The following is a 13,157-nucleotide window of genomic DNA, read 5'->3' as shown; positions in this document are numbered from 1 at the left end:
TTAATCGAAACACACGCATGAGCAGCCGCTACAACGCCGCCGATATTGAAGTCCTGTCCGGCCTGGACCCGGTCAAACGCCGACCTGGCATGTATACCGACACGACCCGGCCAAACCACCTGGTGCAGGAGGTGGTGGACAACTCGGTGGACGAGGCGCTGGCCGGCCACGCCAGTGCGATCGAGGTGGTGCTGCACGCCGATGGCTCGGTGTCGGTAAGCGACGACGGCCGCGGCATGCCGGTGGACATTCATCCGGAGGAAGGCGTGTCCGGCGTCGAGCTGATCATGACCCGGCTGCACGCGGGCGGAAAATTCAGCGGCAAGAACTACAGTTTCTCCGGCGGCCTGCACGGCGTTGGCGTGTCGGTGGTCAATGCGCTGTCGGACCGCGTCGAAGTGAACATCCGTCGCGACGGCTCCGAGTATGCGATGGCGTTCGAACATGGCGACATGGTCAGCCCGCTGGAAGTGATCGGCACGGTCGGCAAGAAGCGCACCGGCACCACCCTACACTTCTGGCCCGAAGCAAAATATTTCGACTCACCGAAGATTTCGCTGGGCAAGCTCAAGCACTTGCTGCGCGCCAAGGCGGTGTTGTGCGCCGGCCTCAACATGAAGCTCACCGACGAGGCCAGCGGTGAAGTCATCGAGTGGCATTACGAAGATGGCCTGCGCGACTACCTGCGTGGCGAACTCGACGGCAACGAGGTGTTGCCGAACGACTTGTTCGTGCACCAGATGGCGCGCGATACCGAGGGCATGGAGGTTGCGCTGGCCTGGTTGGCCGAAGGCGAATTGGTGCAGGAAAGCTACGTCAACCTGATTCCCACCGCCCAGGGCGGCACCCACGTCAACGGCTTGCGCACCGGCCTGACCACCGCGATCCGCGAGTTCTGCGACATCCGCAACCTGTTGCCGCGCGGCGTGAAGCTGGCGCCGGAAGACGTGTGGGAGCGCATCGCCTTCGTGCTGTCCGCCCGGCTGCAGGACCCGCAGTTCGCCGGCCAGACCAAGGAGCGGCTGTCCTCGCGCCAGGCTGCAGGCATGATCGAGAACGTCATCCACGATGCCTTCAGCCTGTGGCTGAACCAGAACGTGAGTACCGGCGAGCGCATCGCGCAACTGGCGATCGAGCGAGCCAGCGCACGACTGAAAGCCGCCAAGCAGATCGTGCGCAAGAAGATCACCCAGGGCCCGCAACTGCCCGGCAAGCTGGCCGACTGCACCGCCACCGATCTCACCCGCACCGAACTGTTCCTGGTCGAGGGCGACTCGGCCGGCGGCAGCGCCAAGCAGGCGCGCGACAAGGAGTTCCAGGCGATCCTGCCGCTGCGCGGCAAGATCCTCAACACCTGGGAAGTCGAATCGACCTCGGTACTGGCGTCCGAGGAAGTGCACAACCTGGCGGTGGCGATCGGCTGCGATCCGGGCAAGGACGACCTGTCCGGCCTGCGCTACGGCAAGGTGGTGATCCTGGCCGACGCGGATTCCGATGGCCTGCACATCGCCACCCTGCTGTCGGCGCTGTTCCTGCGGCACTTCCCGAGGCTGGTCAGCGAAGGCCACGTGTTCGTGGCGATGCCGCCGCTGTTCCGCGTCGACGTGGGCAAGCAGGTGTTCTACTGTCTCGACGAGGGCGAGAAGGAAGCGATGCTGCAGCGGATCGAGCGCGAGAAGATGAAGGGCGCTGTCAGCACAACCCGCTTCAAGGGCCTGGGCGAGATGAATCCGCCGCAGCTGCGCGAATCGACGATCCATCCGGACACGCGCCGGCTGGTGCAGCTGACCATCGGCGACGACGACGGCACGTCGAAACTGATGGACATGCTGCTGGCCAAGAAACGCGCTGGCGATCGCAAGGCGTGGCTGGAAGAAAAAGGCGACCTGGCCACACTCGAGGTCTGAACCGAGCGTCGCTGGCCTGACTACCCTGCACTGGATGCCAGGCGGATCTCGTGCATCCGTTCCGATGCAAGCTGCGTATCTCCAGTTGCTTCCAATCCGCGAAGCGGAAAACCTGGAGAACATTCATGAAGACCCTTTCCCGCATGCGTGCCCTGGCCATCGGCCTTTCCATGGCTCTGGCCACCGCTGCCGTGGTGCCGATGGCGATGGCCGGCCAGATGGAGTCGATGAGCATGCAGAAGACCGTGATGGTTGGCGGCGCTGCCATGTATCCCACGAAGAACATCATCGAGAACGCGGTGAACTCGAAGGATCACACCACCCTGGTCGCCGCGGTGAAGGCCGCCGGCCTGGTCGAGACGCTCGAAGGCACGGGTCCGTTCACCGTGTTCGCGCCCACCAACGAGGCGTTCGCTGCCCTGCCCGCCGGTACCGTGGACAATCTGCTGAAGCCGGAAAACAAGGCCACGCTGACTAATATCCTCACCTACCACGTGGTGCCGGGCAAATACACCGCGCACGACCTGGCCAAGCTGGCCAAGGCCCACGCCGGCAAGGCGATGCTGAAGACGGTCGAGGGCGACTCGATCACCGTCGCCGGCAAGAACGGCAAGTGGACCGTCACCGATGCCAAGGGCAATGTCGCGAATATCACGATCGCCGACGTCGCCCAGTCCAACGGCGAGATCTTCGTGATCGACAAGGTGCTGATCCCGTAACAGCGAAGTTGAGATCGCCACAAAAAGAAGCCGCCCGGGTCGCCCGGGCGGCTTCTTTTGTGGCGATGGCGGCGCTATGGTGCGAGTTGGTTCCCCGCGAGCATTGCGCATGGCCCTGTTGCCGCCCCTCAACCTGCAGCGCTGGATCGACGAACACCGCCACCTGCTGAAACCGCCGGTGGGCAACAAGTGCATCGTCGACGGCGACTTCATCATCATGATCGTGGGCGGCCCGAATGCGCGCACCGACTACCACTACGACGAAGGTCCCGAATTCTTCTATCAGCTTGAAGGCGAGATCACGCTGAAAGTTCAGGACGACGGCGTGGCCCGCGACATCCCCCTGCGCGCCGGAGAAATCTTCTACCTGCCCCCGCGCGTGCCGCATTCACCGAACCGCGCCTCCGGCTCGATCGGGCTGGTGATCGAGCGTCGCCGCATGACCGGCGAGAAGGATGGCCTGATGTGGTTCTGCGAGCAGTGCAACCACAAGCTGTACGAGGAGTATTTCACCCTCGACAGCATCGAGAGTGATTTCCCGCCGGTGTTCGAACGCTTCTATCGCTCGATCGATGCGCGCACCTGCAGCGAATGCGGCCAGGTCCATCCGGCGCCGGAAAAATACGCGTAGGGCGGGCTACCGCTCCAGCCACTTGCGCGCCATCCGTCGCAGCGAAGCATCGAGTGTCTCGTCAGCGGCCACCTCGCCCACCGGTCGCCATGCCAGCGCATGCGATTCGGCATTGACCACAAACGATTCGTCGGTCCCCGCGCGCACCATGTAGCGCACGTCGTAATGCCAGTGTTCCGGCTCGTTCGCGCGGGCGGGGATGCGGTGTCGATCAATGTCGAAGATGTCGCCTTCGACGCGAAGACCGGTCAGGCCGGTTTCCTCTTCCGCCTCGCGCAGGGCGACCCGGGCAAGATCCGTGTCGCCATCGGCATGACCACCCGGCTGCAGCCAGCGGTCCAGCTTGCGGTGATGCATCAGCAGCACGCGTGTGCCGTCGCCGCTGACCAGCCAGGCCGAGCCGGTGAAGTGGCCCGCGACATTGCTCCGCTCGAATCCATGCGCGTGCGCATGCAGAAAACTTTCGAACTGCGCGACGACCGCGGACTCCCCCTGCCATTGGTCACGGTAGCGCTGGAAAGCTTCGAACATGATGATGATCGGTTGCTGCATGAATGTCCTGCGATGAGTCGAATGACTGCCTGAAAGCCGGTCGCGGCATGTTTCGCCGCAACATGAGTGAAGCTTGTACAACCTTTGCCGCATGGGCTATGTTGGCCCGCCATTGCCCACCCGTTTCATCCATCCGCCGCAGAGCGGACGCGGGCAAAATCACCTGAGGGGAAGTTGATGATAAAAGGTCTATTTGCCACTCACACGATCGAGGCAATGCCTCACGTGGACGCTGGCGAACCCGTCGAAGGCGGCGCCGAGGGCGAAGTCACTCTCAAGCGCGTACTGACGGCTCGGCATCTGGTGATGCTCGGTATCGGCGCGGTGATCGGCGCCGGCATCTTCGCCATCACCGGCACGGCGGCGGCGCAGTTCGCCGGCCCCGCACTCATTTTCAGCTTTCTGATCGCAGCGTTTGCCTGCGGTCTGGCCGGCATGTGCTACGCGGAGTTCGCCGCGATGCTGCCAGTGTCCGGCAGTGCCTATTCCTATTCCTACGCGACCCTCGGCGAAGTGGTGGCCTGGTTCATCGGCTGGGCGCTGGTGCTCGAATACCTGTTCGCTGCATCGACCGTGGCGGTCGCCTGGTCGGGTTATTTCGGCGAGATGCTGCGAATGCTCAGCTCGATGACGGGCGTGAATTTCACCCTGCCCGCAGCGCTCTCGTCGGCGCCGCTCACCTTCGCCGAAGGCGGTCACAAGCTGGTTTTCACTGGCGCGCTGATCAACCTTCCGGCGATCCTCATCGTCGGGGCGATCAGCTGGCTGTGCTACATGGGCATCACCCAGTCGGCCACGGTCAACGCGATCATCGTGGCGATCAAGGTCACCGTGATCGTGCTGTTCCTGATCGTGATGTTCAACTACATCAATGCCGATCTGTGGCATCCGTTCATCCCGGCGAACGAGGGCGGTTCGAAGTTCGGCTGGAGCGGCATCTATCGCGGCGCCACTTTGGTGTTCTTTGCCTACATCGGCTTCGACGCGGTTTCCACCGCCGCCGGCGAAGCGAAGAATCCACAGCGCGACATGCCGATCGGCATCCTCGGTTCGCTGCTGATCTGCACCGTGCTGTACATCGCGATGGCTGCAGTCATGACCGGCACCACGCCGTTCCGCATGCTCAACACGCCCGAGCCGGTCGCCACCGCGATCAACTATGTGCTCGGCAATGTCGCCCCCGGCTCTGCTTCCAGCTACCTGCTGGGCTCGCTGAAGGTCCTGGTGGTGTTCGCCGCACTGGCCGGCCTGAGCTCGGTGATCCTGGTGATGCTGATGGGCCAGCCGCGCATCTTCTATTCGATGTCGCGCGACGGACTGTTGCCCAAGGCGCTGGGCAAGCTGCATTCGAAGCACCGCACGCCGTATATCGGCACCATCCTGGTGGGTGTGATCGCCTGCCTCCTGGCCGGCCTGTTCCCGGTGGACGTGCTCGGTGACCTGGTGTCCATGGGCACCCTGCTCGCCTTTGCCACCGTATGCATCGGCGTGCTGGTGCTGCGTCGTACTCGTCCGGAACTGCCGCGCGCGTTCCGCGTGCCGCTGCCGTGGCTGGTCTGCCCACTGGGTGCCTTCGCCTGCATGTTCCTGTTCTGGCAGGCCTTCAAGGTACGCTGGCCGCTGCTGGTGGGCTGGATCGTCATCGGCTTCCTGGTCTACGCCTTCTACGGCTACCGCAACAGCAAATTGCGCCAGAGCGCGCAGTGACACCCGGCGGCCGGCGCCCACCACGCCGGCCGCTGCGTTTGAGGGGTTCCGTCGACGGAGCCTGATGTCCGCCTTCGAAGACGAATCCCATGCTCAAGCAGTTGCTCGCCCGCAAGACCGATTTCAGCAATGACGACCACGGTCACGGCCCGGGACTGCGCCGCACCCTCGGTCCGTGGGGCATCACCGCGCTGGGCATCGGCGCCGTCATCGGCACCGGCATCTTCGTGGTCACCGGCACGGCCGCGGCGGAACATGCCGGCCCGGCGGTGCTGATCTCCTTCATCATCGCGGCGATCTGCAGCGGCTTCAGCGCGCTGTGCTACGCCGAATTCGCCACGGTGATCCCGATCTCCGGCAGCTCCTATTCGTACGCCTACGCTTCGCTGGGCGAACTGGCCGCGTGGTTCATCGGCTGGAACATGGTGGCCGAGTACGGCATCTCCGCCTCGGCCGTGGCGGCCAGCTGGACCGGCTATTTCACCAGCCTGCTCGATCACATGGGCTTGCACCTGCCGGTGGCGCTCACCGAGGCGCCGCTGGCGTTCACCGACGGGCGCCTGGTGGTCACCGGCCACCTGTTCAACCTGCCCGCGGTCGCCATCGTGATGGCGCTCACCTGGCTGTGCTACATCGGCATCCGCGAGTCGTCGGGCCTCAACGCGCTGATGGTGCTGGTCAAGGTGGGCCTGATCGTCATCGTCGTGGTCGCCGGCTACCGCTACGTGAACCCGGAGAACTGGCATCCGTTCATTCCGGAACCGCAGGGCGACGGCAAGTACGGCTGGTCCGGCATCATGCGCGGCGCAGCCATGGTGTTCTTCGCCTATATCGGTTTCGAGGCAACCTCGACCGCGGCCCAGGAATGCAAGAATCCGCAGCGCGACCTGCCCTTCGGCATCCTGGTCTCGCTGGTGATCTGCACCGTGCTGTACCTGGCCATGGCCGCGGTGCTGACCGGACTGGTGCCCTACTCCCTGCTCGATACCTCCGAGCCGGTGGTTACCGCGGTGGCCGCCATCCCGCAGCTGGGCTGGCTGCGTCTGGTGGTGGAGATCGGCGCGATGATCGGCCTGTCCTCGGTGATCCTGGTGATGATCATCGCGCAGCCACGCATCTTCATGATCATGGCCCGCGACGGCATGTTGCCGAAGGTGTTCGCCAAGGTGCATCCGCGCTACCGCACGCCGCACATCAACACCCTGATCACGGGCGCCATGATCGCCCTGCTCGCCGCGGTGTTCCCGCTGGACCTGCTGGCCAACCTCACCTCGATGGGTACGCTGATCGCCTTCTCCGCGGTGTGCGCGGGCGTGCTGATCCTGCGTCACACCTTGCCCGATCTGCCGCGCACGTTCCGCGTGCCGTGGGTCTGGTTCACCTGCCTGGCCGGCGTGGCCAGCTGCTTCGCCTTGCTGTTCAGCCTGGACTGGTTCAACTGGGCCATCCTGGGGATCTGGACCCTGCTCGGCTTCGCCATCTACTTCCTGTACAGCCGCCGGCATAGCGCCTTGCGGCTGGCGGCAGCGGCGGCCAGCACGGAAAGCTGACGTCGGCGATTGGCGCCAAATGTCGCCAAATGTCGATCAATTGCGTCGAAATGATGACTACGGGAAAACTTGCTCTCACGAGGCCTGTTTCATAAATTTTCTGAGAAGTTGAGCTGCAACTTATTGTTTTTGCTTTATTTAACGATAACTTTTCAAGAGAAATCGAGGAGCTGGCCGCCCATTCGGCGAAGTCGGGAGTATCATCGCCAGTCCGCGGGTTGATCACTTGGCAGTGGGCCCCGGATCGCGGCTCGGCTTGTCAGGTGGGTAGCTCCTCAGCCTGACGTGTCCGAGCCGCACTTTTGTCCGGAATCCGCTTCGCGCTTTCGCTCCATGCGGGCGCTCATGAAAAAAGCCGGCTCTCGCCGGCTTTTTTCATGAGCGATGATGCGACCGCTGATGTGCGCGATCAGGCCTTCTTCGGCGTGTGCGACACGCACCAGCCTTTGGCATTCACCGACTTGCCCGGGAACAGCTGGCACGGACCACGACCGGTCGCGCCACCGGTATAGAACTGGCAGTTGGCGCAGTCGTCGCCGGCCTTGTACTTCGCGTTCGTCGACTTGCTGGCGTCCTCGACATAGCCCAGCGCCTTGGCGGTCGGGTCCGCCTCGGTCACCGGCGGCAGGTCGGCCGCACGCGCAAGGCGCGGCAGGCCGCCGACGACCACGGCCGCAGCGGCGGTCCCGGCGGCAACCTTGAGGAATCGGCGACGCGATTCGATATCTTGTTCTTTCGACATGGGCAAGCCTCCGTCGTAACTATCCGGCGCACCCTGCCCCGGACTCGCGCCGATGTTACGCGCCGTGGGCAAATTTTTCCTGACTTGCGAGAATGGCTCTCATTACAGCCAGGGCGAAAATGGCCGCGTGGTATAGTCGGCCTCCATTTGGACGTCCAAAACGCATGATCCAGACACTTCCGGCCACGATACCTGCCAGCCTGTTCGAGCAGCGTGCCGACGCCATCGTCGAAGCCGCGCGCGAACTGTCGGAGCTCGGCTGGACGCCCGCGACCAGCAGCAATTTCTCGATGCGCGTCGATGACGCACACGCGGCGATCACGGTGTCGGGCAAGCACAAGGGCCGGCTCGGTCGCGACGACATCATGCTGATCGACCTGGCCGGCGACGCCGTAGGCACCGATGCGCGTCCCAGCGCGGAAACGGCGCTGCATACCCAGATCTACCGGCGCTGGCCGCAGATGCAGGCCGTGCTGCACACGCATTCGCGCACGCAGAGCGTCGCCTCGCGCCTGTACGCCGATGACGGCGTGATCCGCCTGCAGGGCTGGGAGCTGCAGAAGGCCATCAGCGGCTATCACAGCCATGACAGCGTGCTGGAAATCCCGGTGTTCCCCAACACCCAGCACATGCCCGAACTGGTCGTCCGGGTCGATGCCTGGCTCAATGCAGGCAAGCCCCTGCATGCCTACCTGATCGACGGCCACGGCATCTACACCTGGGGCCGCGACATGGCCGAAACCCGGCGCCACCTGGAAGCGCTGGAGTTCCTGCTGGCCTGCGAACTGGACCTGAAACAGCTGAGGGCATCATGAGCCGACTGCGCATCTTCGACGAGAGCCGCCCGCATTCACCGCTGACCGTGCTGGACGACCACGCCGCCATCGCCGCCGAACTGGGCAGGATCGGCGTGCGCTTCGAACAGTGGGCCGCCACCCAGCCGATCGTGCCCGGCGCCAGCCAGGACGAGGTGATCGCCGCCTACCGCGGCGACATCGACCGCCTGATGGGCGAGAAGGGCTACCAGGCGGTTGACGTGATCAGCCTCACCCCCGACCACCCCGACCGCGCCACGCTGCGCCAGAAATTCCTCAGCGAACACACCCACAGCGAGGACGAGGTGCGTTTCTTCGTGGCCGGCTCCGGCCAGTTCACCCTGCACGTCGACGGCAAGGTCTACGACATCCTGTGCGAACAGGGCGACCTGATCGGCGTGCCCGACGGCACCCGCCACTGGTTCGACATGAGCGAGTCGCCGTACTTCGTGGCGATCCGGCTGTTCACCAACAAGGAAGGCTGGGTGGCGAACTTCACCGGCGACGACATCGCCGCCGGCTTCCCCCGCATGCAGACGAAACAGTAACCAGCCCGCACGCAGACGACACCCTGCTCCCGCGTATCCCGAATCCCGAACCCATGACCGAAATCCGCGCCATCGTCACCGACATCGAGGGCACCACCAGCTCGATCGACTTCGTCCGCGACGTGCTGTTCCCGTACGCGCACAAACGCCTGCCGGCCTTCGTCGAAACCCACGGCGACCGGCCCGAAGTGCAGCACTGGCTGCACGAGGCCGCCCGCGAAGCCGGGCTGATCGAGGCCAGTCGCCAGGACATCATCGAACTGCTGCTGGGCTGGATCGACCAGGACCGCAAGTCCACCGCCCTGAAGGCGCTGCAGGGCATGATCTGGAAGGACGGCTACGAGGCCGGCGACTACCGCGCCCACATGTACCCGGAAGTCGCCGCCCGCCTGCGCCAGTGGCGCGCCGACGGCCTGCGCCTGTACGTCTACTCCTCCGGCTCTGTGCCGGCGCAACAGCTGTTCTTCAGGTACAGCGAGGCAGGTGACCTGGGCCCGCTGTTCGCCGGCTACTTCGATACCGAAACCGGACCGAAGCGCGAAGCCGGGTCGTACCGGCGCATCGCCGAGGCGGTCGGCGAACAGCCGCAGCACCTGCTGTTCCTGTCCGACATCGTCGAGGAACTCGACGCCGCCCGCGAGGCATGTTTCCAGACCGCATGGCTGGTGCGCGAACCCCTGGCGCTGCCGGCCACGCCGCGCCACCCGGTCCATCGCGATTTCGACACGATCGCCGTCTGACCGGGCACGCACGTCTGTCATGCGCAACGCCCTGACCATCCTGCTCGCACTCGCCGCCGGCGTGCTGCTGAACGCGTGGTGGTCAGGCCGACCCGCCGCGTCGCCGCATGCGGCCGCCACTCCCGCAGCCGCTACTTCGGCCATCCTGCCGCAGGACGTGGCGGACCCGGACATGACGGTCGACGATGGCGAGCGCTGGCCCGACCAGGCGCCGACACCGGAGCAGGTGCTCTACGCGCAACCACGGATGATGCGCCAGGCGCTGGCCGAACTCGGCCCGCGCACGCCCGGCAGGCCGAACCTGTACCTGCTGACCTTCGCCGGCGACGGCGGCGAGGACGTGTTCCGCAACGAAGCCGAATACGCCGCCCGGCTGTTCACCCGGCGCTTCGGGCCCGGCACGCACAGCCTGGTGCTGGAGAACAACCCGGCCACCTTGTCCACCCGTCCGCTGGCCAGCTGGAGCAATCTGGAAATGGCGCTCGACGGACTGGGCAAGGTGATGCAGCCCGACGACATCCTGCTGCTCTACGTGACCAGCCACGGCAGCGAGGATCACCAATTGCTGGTCGACATGGACCCGCTGCCGCTGGACCCGATCGGCGCCAGCGACCTCGCCGGCATCCTCGCCCTGCATCCGTTCAAGTGGAAGGTCGTGGTGATCAACGCCTGCTATTCCGGCGGCTTCCTGCCGCCACTGCGCGGCCCCGGCACGATGGTGCTCACCGCCGCCCGCAGCGATCGCAGCTCGTTCGGCTGCGGCAGCGACTCGGACATCACCTATTTCGGCAAGGCCTGGCTGGTCGATGCGCTGAACCACAGCGACAACTTCGCCGACGCATTCACCCGGGCCCGCAACGATATCGCCGCGTGGGAAAAACAGGACAACCTCACCCCGTCCGAACCGCAGATCGATATCGGCAGCGGCATCCGCGATCAGCTGGCGCGGTGGCGCAAGGGCATCACGCCCGGGCCGGCGATACCGTTCGAACCCGCGGCACCGGCGGCGGCCGGCAGCCGCCCGACGCCCTAGCCCGCCGCATCAACTCCGTGGCCAGCGCCACGCCATGGCGGCGATCAGCAGCGACAACGCCACCTCGATCACGCCCAGCACGATGTAGAACCACCACGCGCCCGGCATCGTCAGCAGCATGATCGCCGTATAGAACAGGCCCAGCCCGATGTTGAGCCAGCGGCACAGCCGGGGCGGCAGCAGCAGCGACAGGAACACCATCAGCCCCGGCACGGCCAGCAGCAGGGCGGTGCCGACCAGGGTCGCCTCGCTCACCGGACCGACCGGCCCTTCCCCGCCCAGCATGCCCTGCAACTTGCCCGGCACGTAGAGGCCGAAGTAGTCGCCGTAGATGTAGCAGAACATCAGCGCCGTCCACAGCGCCGACAGCTTGAAGCGCACGTGCAACTTGATGTCGACCAGGGATGTGGCGCTCATGTCGCACTCCTCGGATGAGCTTGTGCACCACCTGCCCGCACGCCCATCAGCAGCAGCCACAGGCAGGTGCCGATCTCGCCCAGGGCTGCCGGCAGGTGGACGTAGTTGGAAAACGCCGTGTCTGCATATCCCGGCAGCAGCAAGTCGGCAAACACGTCCACCAGGTAGCCGATACCGCCCAGCATCAGCAGCAAGCCAGCCAGGCGCGGCAGCATGCCGCTGGTGCACACGAGATAGCCGAACGGCAACAGCCACAGCCCCCAGAACAGGCTGGCCACGAAAATGGCGTGGCCATACGACCTCAGGGCAAGCAATGCCAGCGGCGTCATCGTCTCTATCGGCAAGCCATGGCTATCGGTCAACAGCCACAGTGCATCGAGTCGATGCATCACCCCGATCAGGGCGATCGGCACGGCCGTGACCGCCAGCACGACCATCGCGACGGCCGCGCGCTGGTGAACGCGATGAAGCAGGCGAAACAGCAACAACGGCAGCAGCAGGAAGGCCACCTGTTCGATCATGAAGGAGACGATACCCGCGCGGAACAAGGCTTCGTGCGCCACGATATTGGCCAGCATGGCCAGCGGATCGCCTGGCGCAGCAAGCCTGCCCGGCACATAGCCCAGGCTGAAGAAGCCGGTCACGACCACCACCAGATAGACCAGCCCCGCACAGCGGGCCAGCCGGTTTTCGTTCGTCATGTGACCCCCGCGATCCATCACCTCGCCTTGCGGCGTCCTCTCGGCAGTGTCGATGCAGCGAGATCGTCCCTTGAGTGCCGGAAGTAACACAGTGATCGCCAGGCTCTGACAAGAGCTTCGCGATCCGGGTGCTAACGTCGTCGACCGTCTTCCAGGGAACCCGGCAATGAAAAGACCCACTGCAAACAGGACTCCTGCCGAGGCAGGCCGTCGTCTGCCAGGAGCCACGCCGGACCGGGCGATGTTGCGTACGTTCCCGATCGCCGCCCTGGCGCTGACGCTGATGGCCTGTACTTCACAGCCGCCGCAAACCGACGCCACCCAGGCCGACGCGGCCCCGCCAGGCGCGGCCAATGCACGGATCATTGCCTGCGCGCCGTCGCAACTCGCCCTCACCCTCGATTCCGCTGGCGGGCGTTTCAACGGCATGTCGCATTCGGGCACGATGCTGGTCCTGCGCAACACCGGCGCGGCCGCCTGCACGATCCCTGCGCGCCCGCTGCCGAGCTTCGCGGATTCCGGCGGGCAGACGCTGAACATCGTGGCGCAAACTCCGACCGGGCCGGATGCCGCCTCGCATTCCCCGATCACGCTCGCGCCGGGCGCGGTCGTCACCAGCGACATGCGCTGGGTGTCGGGCGACGTCTACGACAACGGCCATTGCGAAGCACCGGCCCGGCTCACGCTCGCGCTCGGCCAGCAGCGGATTTCCGCCGCGTTCACCGGCCGCCTGTGCGGCGCCGGCGGCCAACCGTCCGCCTATGCGTTGAGCCCGTTCACGCCCGTCGCGGCGCCCTTGTCCACTATGGCCAAGCCGATGGCTTATGCCTGCGATGACGGACGCACCGTGCAAGCCGTCTATCCCGACACCGATACCGCGACGCTCACCTTCGACGACCGGACCCACCACCTGCACATCGCCGTGTCCGCCAGCGGCGCGCGCTACGTGGACGATCACTGGCAATGGTGGAGCAAGGGCATGCATCAGGCGTGGCTGGCCCCGCTGCAGCCAGGCGAGACCATCGCCTCCGCCAGTGGCGTCGCTTGTGCCATGCCCTGAACAGGCGAGGCCAGGAGGCGGAGGCACCGTGCAGA

14 protein-coding genes are annotated in these 13,157 nt (G+C 65.2%); 10 read left to right on the top strand and 4 right to left on the bottom strand.

The window, feature by feature from the left end:
- The first annotated feature begins 17 nt into the window (after nucleotides 1–17).
- The 3 genes from parE (at nucleotide 18) to ASD82_RS15955 (ending at nucleotide 3,257) form a co-directional block, all read left to right on the top strand.
- Nucleotides 18–1,907, top strand: a complete 1,890-nt coding sequence (gene parE / locus ASD82_RS15965) for a DNA topoisomerase IV subunit B (protein WP_056718788.1) — start codon at nucleotides 18–20, stop codon at nucleotides 1,905–1,907.
- 200 nt (nucleotides 1,908–2,107) lie between these two features.
- On the top strand, nucleotides 2,108–2,626 hold the full coding sequence (locus tag ASD82_RS15960) for a fasciclin domain-containing protein (protein ID WP_343123470.1): 519 nt from the start codon (nucleotides 2,108–2,110) through the stop codon (nucleotides 2,624–2,626).
- A 109-nt stretch (nucleotides 2,627–2,735) separates the two neighbouring features.
- A complete protein-coding gene (locus ASD82_RS15955; RefSeq protein WP_056718787.1) occupies nucleotides 2,736–3,257 on the top strand; it encodes a 3-hydroxyanthranilate 3,4-dioxygenase in 522 nt (173 codons plus the stop codon).
- Nucleotides 3,258–3,263: 6 nt separating this feature from the next.
- On the opposite strand, the gene ASD82_RS15950 is transcribed toward ASD82_RS15955, so the two are convergent.
- Nucleotides 3,264–3,809, bottom strand: a complete 546-nt coding sequence (locus ASD82_RS15950) for an NUDIX hydrolase (protein WP_056718786.1) — start codon at nucleotides 3,807–3,809, stop codon at nucleotides 3,264–3,266.
- A 177-nt stretch (nucleotides 3,810–3,986) separates the two neighbouring features.
- On the opposite strand from ASD82_RS15950, the gene ASD82_RS15945 reads away from it, so the two are divergent.
- Together ASD82_RS15945 and ASD82_RS15940 are read left to right on the top strand one after the other, a co-directional pair.
- Complete coding sequence (locus ASD82_RS15945; protein ID WP_056718785.1) at nucleotides 3,987–5,516, top strand: amino acid permease; 1,530 nt, start codon at nucleotides 3,987–3,989, stop codon at nucleotides 5,514–5,516.
- Nucleotides 5,517–5,605: 89 nt separating this feature from the next.
- Nucleotides 5,606–7,066, top strand: a complete 1,461-nt coding sequence (locus ASD82_RS15940; protein WP_056718784.1) for an amino acid permease — start codon at nucleotides 5,606–5,608, stop codon at nucleotides 7,064–7,066.
- A 409-nt stretch (nucleotides 7,067–7,475) separates the two neighbouring features.
- On the opposite strand, the gene ASD82_RS15935 is transcribed toward ASD82_RS15940, so the two are convergent.
- Nucleotides 7,476–7,808 carry a high-potential iron-sulfur protein gene (locus tag ASD82_RS15935; protein WP_056718783.1) on the bottom strand — a complete coding sequence of 111 codons (333 nt, stop codon included), beginning with the start codon at nucleotides 7,806–7,808 and terminating at the stop codon, nucleotides 7,476–7,478.
- A 164-nt stretch (nucleotides 7,809–7,972) separates the two neighbouring features.
- Between ASD82_RS15935 and ASD82_RS15930 the strand changes: the two genes are divergently transcribed.
- The 4 genes from ASD82_RS15930 to ASD82_RS15915 are packed head-to-tail and all read left to right on the top strand — an operon-like array spanning nucleotide 7,973 to nucleotide 10,944.
- The gene (locus tag ASD82_RS15930; RefSeq protein ID WP_056718782.1) at nucleotides 7,973–8,623 is read left to right on the top strand and encodes a methylthioribulose 1-phosphate dehydratase; all 651 of its coding nucleotides are present in this window, start codon (nucleotides 7,973–7,975) and stop codon (nucleotides 8,621–8,623) included.
- On the top strand, nucleotides 8,620–9,171 hold the full coding sequence (locus tag ASD82_RS15925; protein ID WP_056718781.1) for an acireductone dioxygenase: 552 nt from the start codon (nucleotides 8,620–8,622) through the stop codon (nucleotides 9,169–9,171). The genes ASD82_RS15930 and ASD82_RS15925 overlap by 4 nt, the downstream gene beginning before the upstream one ends.
- 53 nt (nucleotides 9,172–9,224) lie before the next feature.
- On the top strand, nucleotides 9,225–9,911 hold the full coding sequence (mtnC, locus tag ASD82_RS15920) for an acireductone synthase (RefSeq protein WP_056718780.1): 687 nt from the start codon (nucleotides 9,225–9,227) through the stop codon (nucleotides 9,909–9,911).
- 19 nt (nucleotides 9,912–9,930) lie between these two features.
- On the top strand, nucleotides 9,931–10,944 hold the full coding sequence (locus ASD82_RS15915; protein ID WP_056718779.1) for a C13 family peptidase: 1,014 nt from the start codon (nucleotides 9,931–9,933) through the stop codon (nucleotides 10,942–10,944).
- A gap of 9 nt (nucleotides 10,945–10,953) precedes the next feature.
- Here ASD82_RS15915 and ASD82_RS15910 read toward each other — a convergent pair whose 3' ends face one another.
- Both ASD82_RS15910 and ASD82_RS15905 read right to left on the bottom strand, forming a co-directional pair.
- Nucleotides 10,954–11,361 carry a DUF6326 family protein gene (locus tag ASD82_RS15910; RefSeq protein ID WP_056718778.1) on the bottom strand — a complete coding sequence of 136 codons (408 nt, stop codon included), beginning with the start codon at nucleotides 11,359–11,361 and terminating at the stop codon, nucleotides 10,954–10,956.
- Nucleotides 11,358–12,062: a DUF4386 domain-containing protein gene (locus ASD82_RS15905; protein WP_056718777.1), complete on the bottom strand. Its 705-nt coding sequence runs from the start codon at nucleotides 12,060–12,062 to the stop codon at nucleotides 11,358–11,360. The genes ASD82_RS15910 and ASD82_RS15905 overlap by 4 nt, the downstream gene beginning before the upstream one ends.
- A 241-nt stretch (nucleotides 12,063–12,303) precedes the next feature.
- Between ASD82_RS15905 and ASD82_RS15900 the strand changes: the two genes are divergently transcribed.
- Complete coding sequence (locus tag ASD82_RS15900) at nucleotides 12,304–13,122, top strand: MliC family protein (RefSeq protein ID WP_056718776.1); 819 nt, start codon at nucleotides 12,304–12,306, stop codon at nucleotides 13,120–13,122.
- The last annotated feature ends 35 nt before the right edge of the window (nucleotides 13,123–13,157 follow it).

The organism is Rhodanobacter sp. Root179 (genome assembly GCF_001428465.1).
Lineage (GTDB): Bacteria > Pseudomonadota > Gammaproteobacteria > Xanthomonadales > Rhodanobacteraceae > Rhodanobacter.
This window is presented reverse-complemented; position numbering and strand designations above follow the sequence as displayed.

What these genes read in the sequence shown, in the direction of transcription:
- ASD82_RS15940 (WP_056718784.1), top strand. Translation starts at nt 5,606, where the DNA reads ATGCTCAAGCAGTTGCTCGCCCGCAAGACCGATTTCAGCAATGACGAC.
- parE (WP_056718788.1), top strand. Translation starts at nt 18, where the DNA reads ATGAGCAGCCGCTACAACGCCGCCGATATTGAAGTCCTGTCCGGCCTG.
- ASD82_RS15950 (WP_056718786.1), bottom strand. Translation starts at nt 3,809, where the DNA reads ATGCAGCAACCGATCATCATCATGTTCGAAGCTTTCCAGCGCTACCGT.
- ASD82_RS15910 (WP_056718778.1), bottom strand. Translation starts at nt 11,361, where the DNA reads ATGAGCGCCACATCCCTGGTCGACATCAAGTTGCACGTGCGCTTCAAG.
- ASD82_RS15945 (WP_056718785.1), top strand. Translation starts at nt 3,987, where the DNA reads ATGATAAAAGGTCTATTTGCCACTCACACGATCGAGGCAATGCCTCAC.
- ASD82_RS15905 (WP_056718777.1), bottom strand. Translation starts at nt 12,062, where the DNA reads ATGACGAACGAAAACCGGCTGGCCCGCTGTGCGGGGCTGGTCTATCTG.
- ASD82_RS15930 (WP_056718782.1), top strand. Translation starts at nt 7,973, where the DNA reads ATGATCCAGACACTTCCGGCCACGATACCTGCCAGCCTGTTCGAGCAG.
- ASD82_RS15935 (WP_056718783.1), bottom strand. Translation starts at nt 7,808, where the DNA reads ATGTCGAAAGAACAAGATATCGAATCGCGTCGCCGATTCCTCAAGGTT.
- ASD82_RS15925 (WP_056718781.1), top strand. Translation starts at nt 8,620, where the DNA reads ATGAGCCGACTGCGCATCTTCGACGAGAGCCGCCCGCATTCACCGCTG.
- ASD82_RS15960 (WP_343123470.1), top strand. Translation starts at nt 2,108, where the DNA reads ATGGCGATGGCCGGCCAGATGGAGTCGATGAGCATGCAGAAGACCGTG.
- mtnC (WP_056718780.1), top strand. Translation starts at nt 9,225, where the DNA reads ATGACCGAAATCCGCGCCATCGTCACCGACATCGAGGGCACCACCAGC.
- ASD82_RS15915 (WP_056718779.1), top strand. Translation starts at nt 9,931, where the DNA reads ATGCGCAACGCCCTGACCATCCTGCTCGCACTCGCCGCCGGCGTGCTG.
- ASD82_RS15955 (WP_056718787.1), top strand. Translation starts at nt 2,736, where the DNA reads ATGGCCCTGTTGCCGCCCCTCAACCTGCAGCGCTGGATCGACGAACAC.
- ASD82_RS15900 (WP_056718776.1), top strand. Translation starts at nt 12,304, where the DNA reads ATGTTGCGTACGTTCCCGATCGCCGCCCTGGCGCTGACGCTGATGGCC.